The 16885-nt window shown below is 60.5% G+C and carries 13 protein-coding genes and 1 tRNA gene; 6 read left to right on the top strand and 8 right to left on the bottom strand.

Translation table 11 applies throughout. The annotated features are described in order from the left end of the window. Window positions 1-103: 103 nt before the first annotated feature. Together PG900_RS15800 and PG900_RS15795 are read right to left on the bottom strand one after the other, a co-directional pair. Entirely contained in the window at window positions 104-1378 is a 1275-nt protein-coding gene (locus tag PG900_RS15800) for a NupC/NupG family nucleoside CNT transporter (RefSeq protein ID WP_016351990.1), read from the bottom strand. Between the two features lie 225 nt (window positions 1379-1603). After that, the gene (locus PG900_RS15795) at window positions 1604-2380 is read right to left on the bottom strand and encodes a TatD family hydrolase (RefSeq protein WP_270797936.1); all 777 of its coding nucleotides are present in this window, start codon (window positions 2378-2380) and stop codon (window positions 1604-1606) included. A gap of 40 nt (window positions 2381-2420) precedes the next feature. Here PG900_RS15795 and tppF point away from each other — a divergent pair, with 40 nt between their 5' ends. Beyond that, window positions 2421-3038, top strand: coding sequence for a type IVa pilus pseudopilin TppF (gene tppF / locus PG900_RS15790; RefSeq protein ID WP_270797935.1), 618 nt, complete (start codon window positions 2421-2423; stop codon window positions 3036-3038). On the opposite strand, the gene PG900_RS15785 is transcribed toward tppF, so the two are convergent. From PG900_RS15785 to PG900_RS15770, 4 genes are all read right to left on the bottom strand, one after another. Beyond that, entirely contained in the window at window positions 3007-3189 is a 183-nt protein-coding gene (locus tag PG900_RS15785) for a DUF5363 family protein (RefSeq protein ID WP_187268880.1), read from the bottom strand. The two genes, tppF and PG900_RS15785, sit on opposite strands and share 32 nt — an antisense overlap. A gap of 206 nt (window positions 3190-3395) precedes the next feature. Further along, on the bottom strand, window positions 3396-4748 hold the full coding sequence (gene rlmD / locus PG900_RS15780) for a 23S rRNA (uracil(1939)-C(5))-methyltransferase RlmD (protein WP_270797934.1): 1353 nt from the start codon (window positions 4746-4748) through the stop codon (window positions 3396-3398). Between the two features lie 336 nt (window positions 4749-5084). Then, window positions 5085-6521, bottom strand: coding sequence for an ammonium transporter (gene amt / locus PG900_RS15775; protein WP_016351995.1), 1437 nt, complete (start codon window positions 6519-6521; stop codon window positions 5085-5087). Between the two features lie 452 nt (window positions 6522-6973). Beyond that, window positions 6974-7059: transfer RNA gene (locus PG900_RS15770), tRNA-Leu, on the bottom strand. Between the two features lie 143 nt (window positions 7060-7202). On the opposite strand from PG900_RS15770, the gene PG900_RS15765 reads away from it, so the two are divergent. Then, window positions 7203-7724: an RDD family protein gene (locus PG900_RS15765; RefSeq protein WP_164927748.1), complete on the top strand. Its 522-nt coding sequence runs from the start codon at window positions 7203-7205 to the stop codon at window positions 7722-7724. A 153-nt stretch (window positions 7725-7877) separates the two neighbouring features. Here PG900_RS15765 and lptG read toward each other — a convergent pair whose 3' ends face one another. Further along, entirely contained in the window at window positions 7878-8948 is a 1071-nt protein-coding gene (gene lptG / locus PG900_RS15760; protein WP_011707420.1) for an LPS export ABC transporter permease LptG, read from the bottom strand. A gap of 141 nt (window positions 8949-9089) precedes the next feature. Further along, window positions 9090-10202, bottom strand: a complete 1113-nt coding sequence (gene lptF, locus PG900_RS15755; protein ID WP_005305138.1) for an LPS export ABC transporter permease LptF — start codon at window positions 10200-10202, stop codon at window positions 9090-9092. Window positions 10203-10374: 172 nt separating this feature from the next. Here lptF and pepA point away from each other — a divergent pair, with 172 nt between their 5' ends. From pepA to PG900_RS15735, 4 genes are all read left to right on the top strand, one after another. Beyond that, window positions 10375-11883 carry a leucyl aminopeptidase gene (gene pepA / locus PG900_RS15750; RefSeq protein ID WP_011707422.1) on the top strand — a complete coding sequence of 503 codons (1509 nt, stop codon included), beginning with the start codon at window positions 10375-10377 and terminating at the stop codon, window positions 11881-11883. A gap of 162 nt (window positions 11884-12045) precedes the next feature. Then, a complete protein-coding gene (locus PG900_RS15745; RefSeq protein WP_011707423.1) occupies window positions 12046-12501 on the top strand; it encodes a DNA polymerase III subunit chi in 456 nt (151 codons plus the stop codon). 65 nt (window positions 12502-12566) lie between these two features. Next, a complete protein-coding gene (locus tag PG900_RS15740) occupies window positions 12567-15419 on the top strand; it encodes a valine--tRNA ligase (RefSeq protein ID WP_270831784.1) in 2853 nt (950 codons plus the stop codon). Between the two features lie 164 nt (window positions 15420-15583). Continuing rightward, entirely contained in the window at window positions 15584-16876 is a 1293-nt protein-coding gene (locus tag PG900_RS15735; RefSeq protein ID WP_029302168.1) for a hemolysin family protein, read from the top strand. Window positions 16877-16885 lie beyond the last annotated feature (9 nt).

The following is a 16885-nucleotide window of genomic DNA, read 5'->3' as shown; positions in this document are numbered from 1 at the left end:
TTTTATTATTAGTTTAGAAAGGAAAACGGTTGTCACCGCCCCAAACGCGAACGCCACAGCTTCTCGCTGTGGCGTTCGTCTTTACCCTGACAGTCAGGCGATATTACATGCCGGACAGCGCCAGGAAGAAGCCTGCGATGGTCGCAGACATCAGGTTGGACAGAGAGCCAGCCAGTACGGCTTTCAGACCAAATTTGGCAATGGTGCCGCGACGGTTCGGTGCCATGGAACCCAGACCACCCAGCAGGATGGCAACGGAGGACAGGTTGGCGAAGCCGCACAGGGCGAAGGAGATGATGGCCTTGGTGTGGTCAGACATGGCCACGCCATTGATCAGCACTTCATCTTTCAGATAAGGGGCAAAGTTCAGGTAGGCCACGAACTCGTTGACCACCAGTTTCTGACCGATGAAGGAACCGGCCACGATGGCTTCGCTCCAGGGTACCCCGATCAGGAAGGCCAGCGGGGAGAAGATCCAGCCCAGCAGCAGTTCCAGGGAGAGCTGCGGATAGCCGAACCAGCCACCCACACCGGAGAAGATGCCGTTGATCATGGCGATCAGGCCGATGAAGGCCAGCAGCATGGCACCGACGTTCAGGGCCAGTTGCAGACCGGCGGAAGCACCGGCGGCAGCGGCATCGATCACGTTGGCAGGCTTGTCTTCCAGCTCGCCATCGGCATTGTTCTCGTCATAGCTCGGGGTCTCGGTTTCCGGTACCAGCAGCTTGGCGAACAGCAGACCACCCGGAGCGGCCATGAAAGAGGCGGCGATCAGGTATTCCATCTTAACGCCCATGGAGGCGTAGCCAGCCAGTACGGAACCGGCAACGGAGGCCAGACCACCACACATGACGGCAAACAGCTCGGAGTCAGTCATCTTGGAGATGAAGGGACGCACCACCAGCGGGGCTTCAGTCTGACCCACGAAGATGTTGGCAGTGGCAGAGAGGGATTCGGTACGGGAAGTGCCCAGTACTTTTTGCAGGCCACCACCCAGCAGTTTGATGACCCACTGCATGATGCCCAGGTAATAAAGAACGGCAATCAGCGAGGAGAAGAAGATGATGACCGGCAGTACGCGGAAGGCGAAGATAAAGCCGCCGCCACCGAATACTTCGAACATCTTGTTGCTGACCAGACCACCGAACAGGAATTCGATACCGTTTTGGCCATAACCGATGACGCTGGAAACGGCATCAGATACACCCACCAGAATATCTCGGCCAACCGGGACGTACAGCACGAATGCACCCAGTCCAGCTTGAATTGCAAAGGCACCGGCAACGGTGCGAATTTTTATTGCTTTGCGATTACTGGAGAACAGCACCGCGATAAGGACGAGCGTTGCCATCCCTACCAGACCCATTATCAAATTCATTATTAACACTTCCTCTTTAGTAGCACCTTCCAGCTTGTTAACAACTTGTATCTCAAAGCCATCAATCAAGGGTGCGCATTATACTAATTACGGTGCGACAAAGTAGAATGCTGGTCACATTTTATAAGCATGAAATGCGCTAGGGGTCGTCAAATTAGACCGCAAACGATTTTTACTCACCCCGTTTTTTATCATGCCGCTATCAATAGTTAATCGGCTGTTAATTTATGACTTGCCCAGTTGGAAAGCGTGCAAAGTGGATTCACGTAACACCGAGGCAACATGGACCAGTGGTTGTTGCCGCAAATCGGCCAGCAGTTGCGCAATTTTCGGCAGGTTGGCGGGGGTGTTGGGCGCCCCCTGCTGACCCTGCAGCGGCATGTCGGGAGCGTCGGTTTCCAGCAGCAAGGATTCCAGCGGCATGTCGCGCACCGCCTCCCGGGTCTTGTTGGCCCGCTCGAAGCTGATGACCCCGCCGATACCGAGCCGAAATCCCAGTTGCCAGAACGCCTCTGCCTGCTGCAGAGAACCGCTGAAGGCGTGGATGACGCCCCCTCTGGCCGGACGCAGGCGCCTGAGGATCTTGGCAACCGTGTCGTTGGCGCGCACCGAATGGACGATCAAGGGCAGCTCATGCTCCATGGCCAGCTTGATTTGAGCCTCGAACATCTCGAGCTGCCCCTCCTGCGGCACATGGGAGCGCAGATCTAGCCCGCACTCGCCCACCGCCACCAGCCCGCGTGGACGCTCGGCCAGCAATCGCTGCAGCCGGGTCAATACCGCCTGAGTCTGCCCCCCCACATACCAGGGGTGCACACCCAGGGCATAGGAAATACCGTCGTGCTCTGCCGCCAGCGCCATCACCCGGCCCCAGTTTTCCTCTCCCACGGCGGGAATGATATACTCGCTCACCCCCAGCTGGCGGCACTCGGCCAGCAGCGCCGCCCGATCGGGAGCGAAGACCGGAAAATCGAGATGGCAATGGGTGTCGATCAGTTGCATGTCGCTCTCACCTGTTTGTCGTAATTAATGGGTCCATATCATGATGAAACGCACAAGCCACGGCTTTACCCTGATAGAACTGGTGCTGGTCATCATAGTGCTGGGGATCCTGGCCGTCACCGCCCTGCCCCGTTTCATCAATCTCAAGGATGACGCTCTCAAGAGTACGGTCGCCACCACCGCCACCAGCTTCGCCAGCGCGGTGCAGCTGGCCCATGCCGGCTGGGCGGTCAAAACGCAGGATCAGGCGCTCTACAATCTTGGCAGCATGGGGCAGCGCAATCTCGACATCAACCGCTATGGCTGGCCCGCCGGCACAGACGAAGATCAGGGTCGCAAGGGGATAGATGAGCCCTATGTCACAGGTCAGGGTGACTACATCTCGGTGAGCAACCAGTCAGACTGCCGCCTGCTGTTTCAGGGGCTGCTGGACAGCAGCTATACCGTCGCTTCGGTCGATCAGGATCCCGAGATCCAGCTCAACGCCGACTACCTGTCCAGCGAACTGCCTGCCAACCAGGTAGATGCGGATGGGGAGCCGCACAGCAACTGCCGCTATACCCTGCGCGACTCCATCGGCCGCTTCCCGGCCTATCCGGATGGCCTCTCCTTCGACTACAACAGCGTCACTGGTGCCGTGACCCGCAATTTCCAGTGAGCGATTCCGACTCGCCCTGCTGCTCCATCTGCGGCGCGTCATCCTGCTCGTGGCGTACCGGCACGCAGCAGCGCCGGTTCTCCGGTGTGAGTCCCCACTCCTCGCACCAGCCATCGTAGCGAGCCAGCCAGCGTAACAAGATGCCTTTCATGGTCTGTTCCTCGTCTCTGTCGTCCCCTTGCCGTTTCTGCCTATCTGCTCCGAATCCGCTAATGTCACGACTCGATACCGGAATGACAGGTATAAAAAAACGACTCCATTTGGAGTCGTTTTTATCAGAGCCATCTGGCTAATTCAATTCATGCCTAGGTGGGCAGGCTCAGTCGAGCGACGGCTTCTACGTGCATGACCCGGCGATCAGCCCTTGGCCGACAGGCTCAGACGGGCAACCGCTTCCACGTGCATGGAGTGCGGGAACATGTCGACCGGCTGCACCTCATCCAGCACGAAGCCCTGCTTGACCAGCCAGGCGAGATCGCGGGCCAAAGTCTGCGGGTTGCAGGAGACATAGACCAGCCGGCGCGGCGCCATGGCAACCAGCGTCTGCAGCACGGCCTTGTCACAGCCCTTGCGCGGCGGATCCATCACTACCACGTCAGCGGTCACCCCCTGAGCGTGCAGCTCGGGCATCAGCTGCTCGGCCTTGCCGACGTGGAATTCGGTGTGCTCGATGCCGTTGAGGGCGGCGTTGCGACGGGCATCGCTGATGGCACTCTCCACCGACTCGATCCCCACTACCTTGGCAGCCTTGCCCGCCAGGAACAGGGAGATGGTGCCGATACCGCAATAAATGTCGAACACCGTCTCGTTGCCGGTCAGTTCGGCATACTCGAGGGCGCTGGAGTAGAGCACATCGGTCTGGCTCGGGTTGTTCTGGAAGAAGGAGAGCGGCGAGATCTCGAACTCGAGCTCGTGGATCTTGTCGCGGATCACCCCTTCGCCCAGCAGCACCCGGTTGGTGGCACCCAGGATGCGGTTGGTGCGCTCCTCGTTGATGTTCTGCACCAGGGTGGTAACCGGCAGATCGCTTAAGCTCGCCAGCAGCTCGGCTTCGAACGGCAGCTCCTCGCCCAGGGTCACCAGCACCACCATCAGCTCGCCGCTCTTGAAGCCCTTGCGGGTCATCAGGTTGCGCACACAGCCGGTGTGGTTCACTTCGTCATAGGCGGCGATGTCGTGCTCGCGCATCCAGCTGCGTACCCGGGCGTTCAGCTCGACGTGCAGGGAGTCTTGCACCGCGCAATCGTCGGCGGTGATGAGGTCATGGGAGTGTTTGCGATAAAAGCCGATCTCGGCGCCAGCGTCGCAACCGCGCACCGCATATTGGGCCTTGTTGCGATAGGCAAACGGGCTGTCCATGCCGAGGATCGTCCTGACGGAGGTATCACCCAACCCGGCCTGCTCCAGCGCACTCTCCACCAGCGCCTGCTTGAGCTTGAGCTGGGCCGGATAGGCCAGCGGGCGCACCTGGCAGCCACCGCACTCGGTGTTCGGGCAGAAGTCGGCGACCCGATCGGCGGAGGGCTGGAGCAGCTCGGTCACCTTGCCGTGCAGATAGTTGGGCTTGACCTCGGTCAGCTCCACCAGCGCCTGCTCACCGGGCAGCAAACCTTCGACAAACAGGGGGCGGTCGAACAGGCGTCCTTTGCCATCTCCTTTGTCGGTCAGTTCCAGGATCTCGATCTGGTGTTGATGTCCCACTAACGGCATGAGCGGCTCCAAAAGTACATATAAAGAGGGGTGATGGAACCGGCCCAGCCAGCCCCATCAAGAAAAGGTGGCAGAGTTTAGCGGAGATCCGGCCAAATTGCAGGCATAAAACAGCAACAAGACCGAGGACATTGCCCCGCCTGGCGTTATCTGCCGAAAAAGCCGGAGTCCCCCGGCGCGATTCAGGGGTTGTCCTTAATAAGAGAGCATGGTGACCACGGACTGGCTATCACCCCAACGGCCCAGCCATCAAACCGGCCCCCCAACCCTGACAGCCCGACATAAAAAAGCCGCCGGCATGGCCGGCGGCAATATTGCTGACTAACAGATGGCGGATTACAGGCTGTAGGCCTTCTCGCCGTGGGTGGTGACATCCAGCCCCTCCCGCTCCGCGTCTTCTTTCACTCGCAGGCCGATCAGCAGATCCACCAGCTTGTAGGCCACCACCGAGATGATGCCGGACCAGAGGATGGTCACACCGACCCCGATGGCCTGAATTTTGACCTGCGCCAGGATGGAGTAACCCTCCGCCACCTGGTTGGTGACGTAGTCCCACACCCCGGTACCGCCCAGATCCGGGCTGGCGAAGACGCCGGTCAGCAGCGCCCCCAGGATGCCGCACACCCCGTGCACGCCGAACACGTCCAGACTGTCATCGGCGCCCAGCAGCCGCTTGAGACCGTGGACTCCCCACAGCCCGGCAACACCGCTGATGAGGCCCATCACCAGACCGCCGCCCACTCCAACGAAGCCGGCCGCCGGAGTGATCACCACCAGCCCGGAGACAGCTCCGGAAGCCGCACCCAGCAGGGAGGGACGACCCTTCATCACCCACTCGGCCAGGGTCCAGGAGAGGGCCGCCGCAGCCGGAGCCACCCAGGTATTGATGAAGGCCAGTGCCGCCGTGCCGTTGGCTTCCAGCGCGGAGCCGGCGTTGAAACCGAACCAGCCGAACCAGAGCAGGGAGGCCCCGATCATGGTCATGGTGAGGCTGTGCGGAGTCATGGGGTCACGGCCATAGCCCAGGCGTTTGCCCACCAGGTAGGCACCGACCAGACCGGCCACCGCCGCGTTGATGTGCACCACTGTGCCGCCCGCAAAGTCCAGCGCACCGTGCTGGAACAGATAACCGGCGGTCGCGGTGGCCGCTGCCGCGGCATCGGCCGTGGTATAGGCATCCGGACCCGCCCAGTACCACACCATGTGGGCCAGCGGGATATAGGCGAAGGTGAACCAGATCACCGAGAACAGCAGCACGGCGGCAAACTTGATGCGCTCGGCGAAGGCCCCCACGATCAGACCGCAGGTGATGGCGGCAAAGGCGCCCTGGAACACCACATAGATGAACTCGCTGATCCCGACCCCCTTGCTGAAGGTGGCGGCGATGGAATCAGGGGTCACGCCCTTGAGCAGCGCCTTGCTGAAAGAGCCATAAACGCTGTTGCCCTCGGTAAAGGCCAGCGAATAGCCGTAGAGAATCCACAACACGCAGATGAGCGAGAACAGGGTGAACACCTGCATCAGCACGCTCAGCATGTTCTTGCTGCGCACCAGCCCGCCATAAAACAGGGCCAGGCCCGGAATGGACATCAGGATCACCAGGGCTGCCGACAGCAGCATCCAGGTATTGTCCCCCTTGTTGATGGTTACGACTGCCGGGGCCGCAGCCTGCACGACCTCGGCCGAGGCGGCCACCACCTCTTCAGCCCAACTGGGGGCGGCCAGCAAGGCGGCAAGCGCCAACAGGCCAGTCATCACGAGTCTCTTGAGCATACAGCCATCTCCTTCCCTGTCGTCCCGGCTCCCGGCCGGGTCCATTTCCTGATATGAACATCGAAACCGACGATTCACGTACATCCACATTCGCTACACACTGGTGACCGCCCCGCCCATCATTCCTCAGATGAGCGGCATCATGGCGACATAAATGCTTCAAAGCACAAAGCAGGCCAACTTAATAAATAGTTTTAAATCATTAAGTTATGCTTACCACAGCGAAGTGACGCACCAGATTGGCGCACGGGACGCGCTAACTTGAGCAAGTGCGCACTTCCGCTGTGCACACACATACTGCCGCACCGAAATAGCGCAGAGGGACGCCATGCGGGACATAGGCGAGTAGCCGGCCTGCCGATATCAGCCAGAAAACAGAAGAGCGATGAGAAAGGAGAAAGCGGAAAAACAAAAGGCCATCATTGCTGATGGCCTTTTGTTTTGGAATTTGATGGTGCCCGGGGTCGGACTCGAACCGACACGGTTATTCACCGGCGGATTTTGAATCCGCTGCGTCTACCGATTTCGCCACCCGGGCAACTGCGAGGGATTATACGAATGGCGCTTGGGCATGCAAGGTGTTTTTCTTGCTCTCACAGTTGTTTGCTCATTTATTCAACGCCTTGCCGAGGCTGGGTCAGTTACATAGAATGCCCGCATCATATTAATGGAATAAAAACGATGGCCAAGCGTAAATCCGTCCAACCGACACCGACCCCTCCCGCGACTGCGCGCTACCCTTCCGCCGGCCTGCTGCGCCGGCTCGGCGCCCTGCTCTATGACTATCTGGTGGTCATCTCCTTGCTGATCATCGCCGGCTTTATCGGGATGGGGGTGGCACACTTGCTGCTGGCAACCGGCATGGCGACCGTGCCCGAAGGCAAGGACGCCGCCTGGCTGCTGACCAGCCCCATCTACAGCGCCTGGCTCGCCTTCATCATCTGCGGTTTCTACACCTGGTTCTGGACCCGCGCCGGCCAGACCATCGGCATGCGGGCCTGGCGTCTGCGCATCCAGAATACCGACGGCAGCAACATTCGCATCACCCAGGCCCTGATCCGGCTGGCCACGGCGGCCTTCGGCCTCGGCAACCTGCTCTGCCTGTTCAACCACAAGTCACCCCGCGCGTTTCAGGACATCTGGTCCGAATGCGAAGTGGTGGTGCTTGGCAAACAGGAAAACCTGGAACAGCTCAATCGCTGATCCTGTGGCAGCAACGAAAAAGGGCACCCTGAGGGTGCCCTTTTTGCTGGCCGACACGCTTATTGCTTGCGACTCAGGATATAGACGTAGATGCCACCAAACAGCAGTGCAGCAGGAGCGATGGCCGCTTTTTGTCAGCAGCCCTTCAGGCCGCTACTGCTTGCGGCTCAGAATATAGAAGGAGATACCGCCAAACAGCAGGCTCGGTGCGATGGCTGCCAGGATCGGCGGTACCGCATACACCAGGCTGATGGGGCCAAACACCCGATCGCTGACGTAGACGGCGAAGCCGGTCATGATCCCCATCAGCATCCGCGCCCCCATGCTGACCGAGCGCAGCGGGCCGAAGATGAAGGAGGAGGCCAGCAGGATCATGGCCACCACCGAGAGCGGTGACAGCAGCTTGCGCCACATCTCCAGCTTGTAGCGCCCGGCATCCTGCTTGTTGGCATCCAGATAGCCGATGTAATCCAGCAGTCCCGCCACCGGCAGGTTTTCAGGATCGATGCTCACCACCCCCAACTGTTTGGGTGTGAGCTCTGAGCTCCACTCCATCTGGGGCTGGGTCTCGCTCATGATCTGCCTGGGGTCATCGAAGCGGGTCACCTGTACCTGCTTGAGCAGCCAGTGATGCTGCTCGAACACCCCCTCCTGCGCCTGCAGGATATCGATCAGCTTGCGCTCTGGGGTGAAACGGTAAAGGGTGATGCCGGTCAGCGCGCCATCGTTGCGCACCCCGTTGATATTGACGAAGTTGTTGCCATCGCGGGCCCACACCCCGTAAGCCGACACGGTCAGCCGACCCTCAGACAGGGCACCCGCCTTGATGTCGTCCGCCATCCGCTTGGCGATGGGTGCCACGTACTCTCCCATCAGCCCCACCAGGATCATCAGCGGGATGGCGGTCTTGAGCGCCGCCATCACGATACTGATCTTGGAGCGGCCCGCCGCCTGCATCACCACCAGCTCGGAGCTGGTCGCCAGCTGGCCCAGACCGATGAGACCGCCCAGCAGGGCCGCCAGCGGGAAGAAGAGCACCGCCTCTTTCGGCATGGAGAGCAGCACATAGTAGAGGGCGCTGAGCATGTCGTAGTTGCCTTCCCCTACCGACTTCAGCTGCTCCACGTACTTGATGAGCGCCGCCAACCCGACCAGGGTCAGTTCGCACAGCAGAACCGACATGAAAATAACCCGGCCGATATACCTATCGAGAATACCAAACATCAGCAGAGACCCCCCTGTTGCAGCATCATGCTGATTTTTTCCTCAAATACAGACGTATGGAGCGGGGGCGACATCAAAATGATCCGGTCGCCATGTCTATCGAGAATGCCAAACATCAGTAGAGACTCCCAGATGGCAACATCATGCCGATTTTCTCTTGAAATAGAGGGTCTTAACCCCGTTCCACCAGCTGGTGCCCTGCAGGTTGAGCGGCAACCCGATCAGCAGCAGATAGACCAGCGGCACCAGGAACATGCCGGGCCAGTGCGGCAGCCGGCCGCTGTCGATGGCAGAACGGGCGGCACTGAGCAGCAGGAAGTAGGAGAGGTAGAGCAGGATGGCCGGCAACAGCTTGGCATAGCGGCCCTGACGGGGGTTGACCCGCGCCAGCGGCACCACCAGGAAGGTCAGCACCAGAATGGAGAGCGGCAGCGACAGGCGCCACTGCAGTTCGGCCATCAGCTGGTTGTCCTGGGTACCCAGCAGCTCCATGGTCGGCTTGGCCGCCGCCTTGCGGTTGGAGCGCTCCATCTCCTGCTGGCGGATCACCAGGCTGTACTCGTCGAATTCGGAGATCTGGAACTGGCGGGTATTGAAGTGCCCCTCGTAGCGGGAGCCATCCTTCAGGGTCAGCCACTGCAGACCGTTGCTGTCGACCGTGACCACCCCTTCGGTCGCCACCACCACCGACGGCGGCTTGCCATCCTGGGAGCGCTGCAACACAAAGATTTTCTGCAGTTTGGAGCCCTTGTCGTTGAGGTCCTGGATGTAAGCCACCAGGCGCCCCTTGTCGAGCTCCATGAAACGGCCTGCCTGCAGGAAGGAGATACCCGGATCGGCCTTGAACTCGTCAATCACCTGGTACTCGCGCTCCTTGGCCTGCGGGGCCACCCAGCCGGTGTTGAAGGCGGCGACGGCCGCCGTCAGCAAGGCCAGCACCATGGCGCTGCGCATCACGAAACGGTGGCTGAAGCCCACCGCATGCATCACCGTCATCTCGCTTTCGGCGTAGAGGCGCCCGTGAGCGAACAAGATGGCCAAAAACAGGCTGATGGGCAGCATCAACAGGGCCATGTTGGGCAGGTTGAGCAGCAGCAGGGTAGAGACCAGGCGCGTCGGCACCTCACCATCGGCGGCATCGCCGATGATCTGGATGAATTGCTGGCTGACGAAGATGAGCAGCAGCACGAATAATACCGCCAGCTGGGTTTTCAGGGTTTCCCTGAACAAATATCGGAAAACGATCACAGTCATTCCCAAGTAAACTTGTGTTTTTAGTCGAATGCCTGAAAAATAGGGCCGTATATTGGATTTTTACCAGTTTGAACTGCGGAGCCAGTGCCTGTTCGCTCCGCCTCTGATACCCCAACAAGCACCGCATTATTCAATAAAAGGTGCCTTTTGTCTTTAGGATGTAGGAGATTCCATGGAGTTCAGTGTAAAGAGTGGCAGTCCTGAGAAGCAACGCAGTGCCTGCGTCGTGGTCGGCGTATTCGAGCCGCGTCGCCTCTCTCCGGTTGCCGAACAACTGGACAAGATCAGCGATGGCTACATCAGTTCGCTGCTGCGCCGTGGCGACCTGGAAGGGAAACCAGGCCAGATGCTGTTGCTGCATCAAGTACCGGGCGTGCTCAGCGAGCGCGTGCTGCTGGTCGGTTGCGGCAAGGAGCGGGAACTCGACGAACGCCAGTACAAGCAGATCATCAACAAGACCATCACCACCCTCAACGAAACCGGCTCCATGGAAGCGGTCTGCTTCCTGACCGAGCTGCACGTCAAGGGACGGGATACCTATTGGAAGGTGCGCCAGGCGGTAGAAACCACCAAGGCGGGCCTCTACAGTTTCGATCAGTTCAAGACCAACAAGGCCGAGCCGCGCCGTCCGCTGCGCAAGCTGGTATTCAACGTGCCGACGCGTCGGGAATTGACCATTGGTGAAAAAGCCATCGCCCACGGCCTGGCCGTGGCGAAAGGGGTGCGCGTCTGTCGCGACGTGGCCAACATGCCGCCCAATGTCTGCAATCCGGCCTATCTCGCCTCCCAGGCCCGTCGTCTGGCCGATGCCTTCGACAACATCACCACCAAGGTGATCGGCGAGCAGGAGATGGCCGAGCTCGGCATGAACTCCTATCTGGCGGTGGCCCGCGGCTCCGACAACGAAGCCATGATGGCCATCATCGAGTACAAGGGTCATCCGGATGCCAAGCCCATCGTGCTGGTCGGCAAGGGACTGACCTTCGACTCCGGCGGCATCTCCATCAAGCCGGCCGAGGGCATGGACGAGATGAAGTACGACATGGGTGGCGCCGCCTCCGTGCTCGGTACCATGCACGCCCTGGCCCAGCTGCAGCTGCCCATCAACGTCATCGGCGTGCTGGCGGGCTGCGAGAACATGCCGGGTGGCAACGCCTATCGCCCGGGCGACATCCTCACCTCCATGTCCGGCCAGACCATCGAAGTGCTGAACACCGATGCGGAAGGCCGCCTGGTGCTGTGCGATGCACTGACCTACGTGGATCGCTTTGATCCGGAAACCGTGATCGACGTGGCCACCCTGACCGGTGCCTGCATCATCGCCCTGGGTCACCACACCACGGGTCTCTTGGCCAACCACAACCCGCTGGCCCACGAGCTGCTCAACGCCTCCGAGCAGGCGGGTGATCGCGCCTGGCGTCTGCCGCTGTTCGACGAGTATCAGGAACAGCTGGAGAGTCCGTTTGCCGACATGGCCAACATCGGTGGCCGTCCGGCCGGTACCATCACCGCCGCCGCCTTCCTGTCACGCTTCACCAAGAAGTACAACTGGGCCCACCTGGATATCGCCGGGACCGCCTGGAAGAGTGGCAAGGAGAAAGGCTCCACCGGGCGTCCGGTGCCCCTGCTGACCCAGTTCCTGCTGAACCGGTCAGGAGTGGTCATCGAAGAGAAGGAGTAACCCTTTTATCCCGTTCGATGCGTGCATCAAACGGGATGGCGTTACCCTGAATCACAAGGAAGAGGCCCGCCTCTTCCTTGTTTCATTGAGGGTTGGCAGGAATATCCCCTGCCCGTCCTTACCGGCGGTCAATAGTCCGTCACCGCAAACGGGATCAACCTGATGAGCCAAGTGACCTTTTACCTGATGAGCGAGCAGGATGACGCGCAGGCTTCGGCCGTCGAACGCCTCGCCTGCCAGCTCGTAGCCGATAGCTGGGGTGCGGGCCATCTCTACCTGCTGTGCGACGACGAAGCGCAGGCCCTGCGCCTCGACGAGCTGCTGTGGCAGCTGCCGCCGGAGCGCTTCGTGCCGCACCAGTTGCAGGGCGAGAGCGGTCAGGCACCGGTGGAGATCGGCCATCAGCCGCCACGGCGGCGCTATGCCCGCCTCATCAATCTGGCCAAACAGACACCTTTGTTTGCAGGACACTTCGCTCAAGTGGTAGATTTTGTCCCCACTGACGAAACGCAAAAGCAGCAAGCCCGCGAGCGCTACAAGCACTATCGCCAGGCAGGCCACGCCCTCGAGATGAGGGATCAGCCCGTCCTTGCCGCACCGGATCCGGCGCAGCCCTGACTGTGCCACCCTCGATCCACGACGAATCAACACCAGAATCCATCCATCCAGAATACGGCGAGACCATGGAAAAGACTTTTAATCACAACGCCATCGAACAGGCGCTCTATCAGCACTGGGAAGCCCAGGGTTACTTCAAGCCCCACGGCGACACCAGCAAAGACTCCTTCTGCATCATGATCCCGCCGCCGAACGTCACCGGCAGCCTGCACATGGGTCACGCCTTCCAGCAAACCCTGATGGATACCCTGATCCGCTACAACCGCATGCAGGGCAAGAACACCCTGTGGCAGGCAGGTACCGACCACGCCGGTATCGCCACCCAGATGGTGGTTGAGCGCAAGATCGCCGCAGAAGAGGGCAAGACCCGCCACGATTACGGCCGGGAAGCCTTCATCGACAAGATCTGGCAGTGGAAGGAAGAGTCCGGCGGCACCATCACCCGCCAGATGCGCCGTCTGGGTGACTCCGTGGATTGGGAGCGCGAGCGCTTCACCATGGATGAAGGCCTCTCCGCCGCCGTACAGGAAGTGTTCGTCCGTCTCTACGAAGATGGCCTGATGTACCGCGGCAAGCGTCTGGTGAACTGGGATCCCAAGCTCAACACCGCCATCTCCGATCTGGAAGTGGAAAACCGCGAGATCAAGGGCCACATGTGGCACCTGCGCTACCCGCTGGCCAACGGCGCCAAGACTGCCGAAGGCCAGGATCACCTGATCGTCGCCACCACCCGTCCGGAAACCATGCTGGGTGATACCGCCGTTGCGGTAAACCCGGAAGACCCGCGCTACAAGGCGCTGATCGGTCAGCACATTCTGCTGCCGCTGGTGAACCGTTTGATCCCCATCGTCGCCGACGAACACGCCGACATGGAGAAGGGCACCGGCTGCGTGAAGATCACCCCGGCCCACGACTTCAACGACAACGAAGTGGGCAAGCGCCACAACCTGCCGATGATCAACATCTTCACCCTGGACGCCCACGTGCGTGCCGAGGCCGAAGTAGTCGACAGCAACGGCAACCCCAGCACCGCCTATGACGCCACCCTGCCGACCGAGTTTGCCGGGATGGAGCGCTTCGCGGCCCGCAAGGCCATCGTCGCCAAGCTGGACGAGCTGGGCCTCTTGGCCGAGATCAAGGATCACGTGCTGCAGCAGCCTTACGGCGATCGCGGTGGCGTGCCCATCGAGCCGATGCTGACCGACCAGTGGTACGTGCGCGTCGCGCCGATGGCCAAGACCGCCATCGAGGCGGTGGAAGATGGCCGCATCCAGTTCGTGCCCAAGCAGTACGAAAACATGTACTTCTCCTGGATGCGCGACATTCAGGACTGGTGCGTCTCCCGTCAGCTGTGGTGGGGTCACCGCATCCCGGCCTGGTATGACGATGCCGGCAACGTCTACGTGGGCCGCAACGAAGATGAAGTGCGCGCCAAGCACAGCATCCCGTCCGTGACCGTGCTGCGTCAGGACGAAGACGTGCTCGACACCTGGTTCAGCTCCGCACTGTGGACCTTCTCCACCCTGGGCTGGCCGAACAACACCGAGGCGCTCAAGACCTTCCACCCGACCGACGTGCTGATGAGCGGCTTCGACATCATCTTCTTCTGGATTGCCCGGATGATCATGATGACCATGCACTTCATCAAGGACGAAAACGGCCAGCCGCAAGTCCCGTTCAAGACCGTCTACATCACTGGCCTTATCCGTGACGAAGAAGGCCAGAAGATGTCCAAGTCCAAGGGCAACGTGCTGGATCCGCTCGACATGATCGACGGCATCTCGCTGGAAGATCTGCTGGAGAAGCGCACCGGCAACATGATGCAGCCGCAGATGGCCGAGAAGATCGGCAAGCGTACCGCCAAGCAGTTCCCGGAAGGGATCGAAGCCCACGGTACCGACGCCCTGCGCTTCACCCTGGCAGCGCTGGCCTCTACCGGTCGTGACATCAACTGGGACATGAAGCGCCTGGATGGCTACAACAACTTCTGCAACAAGCTGTGGAACGCCTCCCGCTATGTGCTGATGAACACCGAAGATCAGGATTGTGGCTTCAACGGTGGCGAGATGCAGTTCAGCCTGGCGGATCGCTGGATCCAGTCCCAGCTGCAAGTGGCCATCCGTGACTTCCGTACCGCCCTCGATACCTACCGCTTCGACATCGCGGCCGGGGTGTTGTACGAATTTATCTGGAACCAGTTCTGTGACTGGTATCTGGAGCTGACCAAGCCGGTACTGACCAAGGGCTCCGAGGCCGAGCAGCGCGCTGCCCGCCACACCCTCGTCAGCGTCCTCGAGACCCTGCTGCGCCTGGCACACCCGATCATCCCGTTCATCACCGAAACCATCTGGAAATCGGTCGCCCCGCTGGCCGGCGTGCACGCCGACACCATCATGATTCAGGCCTTCCCGGAGTTCGACGCCGCCAAGGTGGACGAAGCCGCGATGGCGGATCAGGAGTGGGTGAAGGAGTTCATCGTCAGCATCCGCAACATCCGCGCCGAGATGAACGTGGCGCCGAGCGTGCCGCTCAACGTGCTGCTCCAGTGCGATGCCAAGGATGCCCAGCGCGCAGCCGACAACGAGGCCTTCCTCAAGTCGCTGGCCCGTCTGGAATCCATCCGCGTACTGGCGGACGGTGAAACCGCCCCGCTGTCGGTCAAAAAATTGATCGGTGCCACCGAGTTGATGATCCCGATGGCCGGTCTCATCGACAAGGATGCCGAGCTGGCCCGTCTGGCCAAAGAGGTTGCCCGTCTGGTCGGCGAGTGCGGCCGCATCGAAGGCAAGCTCGGCAACGAAGCCTTCGTCGCCAAGGCGCCGGAAGCGGTCATCATCAAGGAGCGCGAGAAGCTGGAAGATTACCGTCTCCAGCTGACCAAGCTGGAAGCCCAGCAGGCCGAGATCGCCGCGCTGTAAGCCGGATTTGACTTGGTAGAAGCCCCCTCCTGCAGGGGGCTTTTTATTCTTTTTGCGCTTCTTCATGCAAAATTAGCGAGCCAAATCACCCGCTTTCACAAGCGCATCGCCCCCAAATTCATTACACTGCCAGCGATCTTTTCTACTCGGAGTGCTGTTGCAGTATGGAAATATTGATCCTGTTTGGATTGATTTTGCTTAATGGCGTCTTCGCCATGTCGGAAATCGCCATCGTCACCGCGCGCAAGGCCCGCCTCAGCAAGATGGTCAGCGAAGGGAGCCGCTCCGCCGCCATCGCCCTCAAACTGAGTGAAGATCCGACCCATTTTCTCTCCGCGGTGCAGATCGGCATCACCAGTATCGGTCTGCTCAACGGTATCTACGGCGAATCCCTGCTGGCCCAGCCACTGGCGCTCTGGCTGCAGGAGTGGGGCATGGCCCCCAAGAGCAGCAGCCTGCTCGCCACCGTATTGGTCATCGTGGTGGTCACCTATCTCTCCATCGTCATCGGCGAGCTGGTGCCCAAGCGGCTTGGCCAGCTCAGCGCCGAACGCATCGCCTGTCTGGTGGCCCGCCCCATGATGTGGCTGGCTGCCCTCACCCGCCCCTTTGTCTGGCTGTTGTCGGCTTCCACCAAGGCCAGCCTGCGCATCCTGCGCGTCAGCCAGGACGGCGGCGCCAACGTGACCCAGGAGGAGATCCACGCCATGCTGGTGGAAGGCTCCGAGGCCGGGATCATCGAGGATCACGAGCACACCATGCTGCGCAATGTGTTCCGCCTCGACGAGCGCAGCCTCTCGTCACTGATGGTGCCGCGCAGCGACATCCGCTATCTCGACCTCGCCCTGCCGCTGGAGGTGAACCTGCAGCGACTGGTGGAGTATCGCCACAGCTTCTTCCCGGTTTGTGACGGCAGCCTGTCGGAACTGGTGGGCATCATCAACGTCAGCAAGGTGCTGCACGCCTACATCAAGGGAGAGCCCATTGATCTGGCGGCGCTGACCCAGGATGGCAGCCTGCTGCCGGAGACCCTCAACGGCCTCGAGCTGCTCAACCACTTCCGTACCCACTCCGAACACATGGTGCTGGTGGTGGACGAATATGGCGAGCTGCAGGGGCTTGTGACCCAGCAGGATCTGCTGGAGACCCTGGCCGGCGACTTCCAGCAGGAGGACGGCGACGACAACTGGGCATTCCAGCGTACCGACGGCAGCTGGCTGCTCGACGGCCTCATTCCGTTGCCGGAGCTGAAGGACTGTCTGGGACTGGTTCGGCTACCGGAAGAAGAAAAACATCACTATCACACCCTCGGAGGGCTTATCATGCTGCTCCTTGGCCGCGTTCCCCAGACCGGAGATCTGGTCACGCTGGAACAGTGGCAACTGGAAATTGTTGACATGGATGGTCTGCGCATCGACAAGGTGCTGGCCATGCCCTTGCTTGATCAACCCAGCTAACCTGCGGAG

The sequence above is a fragment of the Aeromonas sp. QDB03 genome (assembly GCF_027707985.1).
Lineage (GTDB): Bacteria > Pseudomonadota > Gammaproteobacteria > Enterobacterales > Aeromonadaceae > Aeromonas > Aeromonas hydrophila.
Note: the sequence above shows the minus strand (reverse complement) of the source record. Positions and strands in the feature narration are given on the sequence as shown.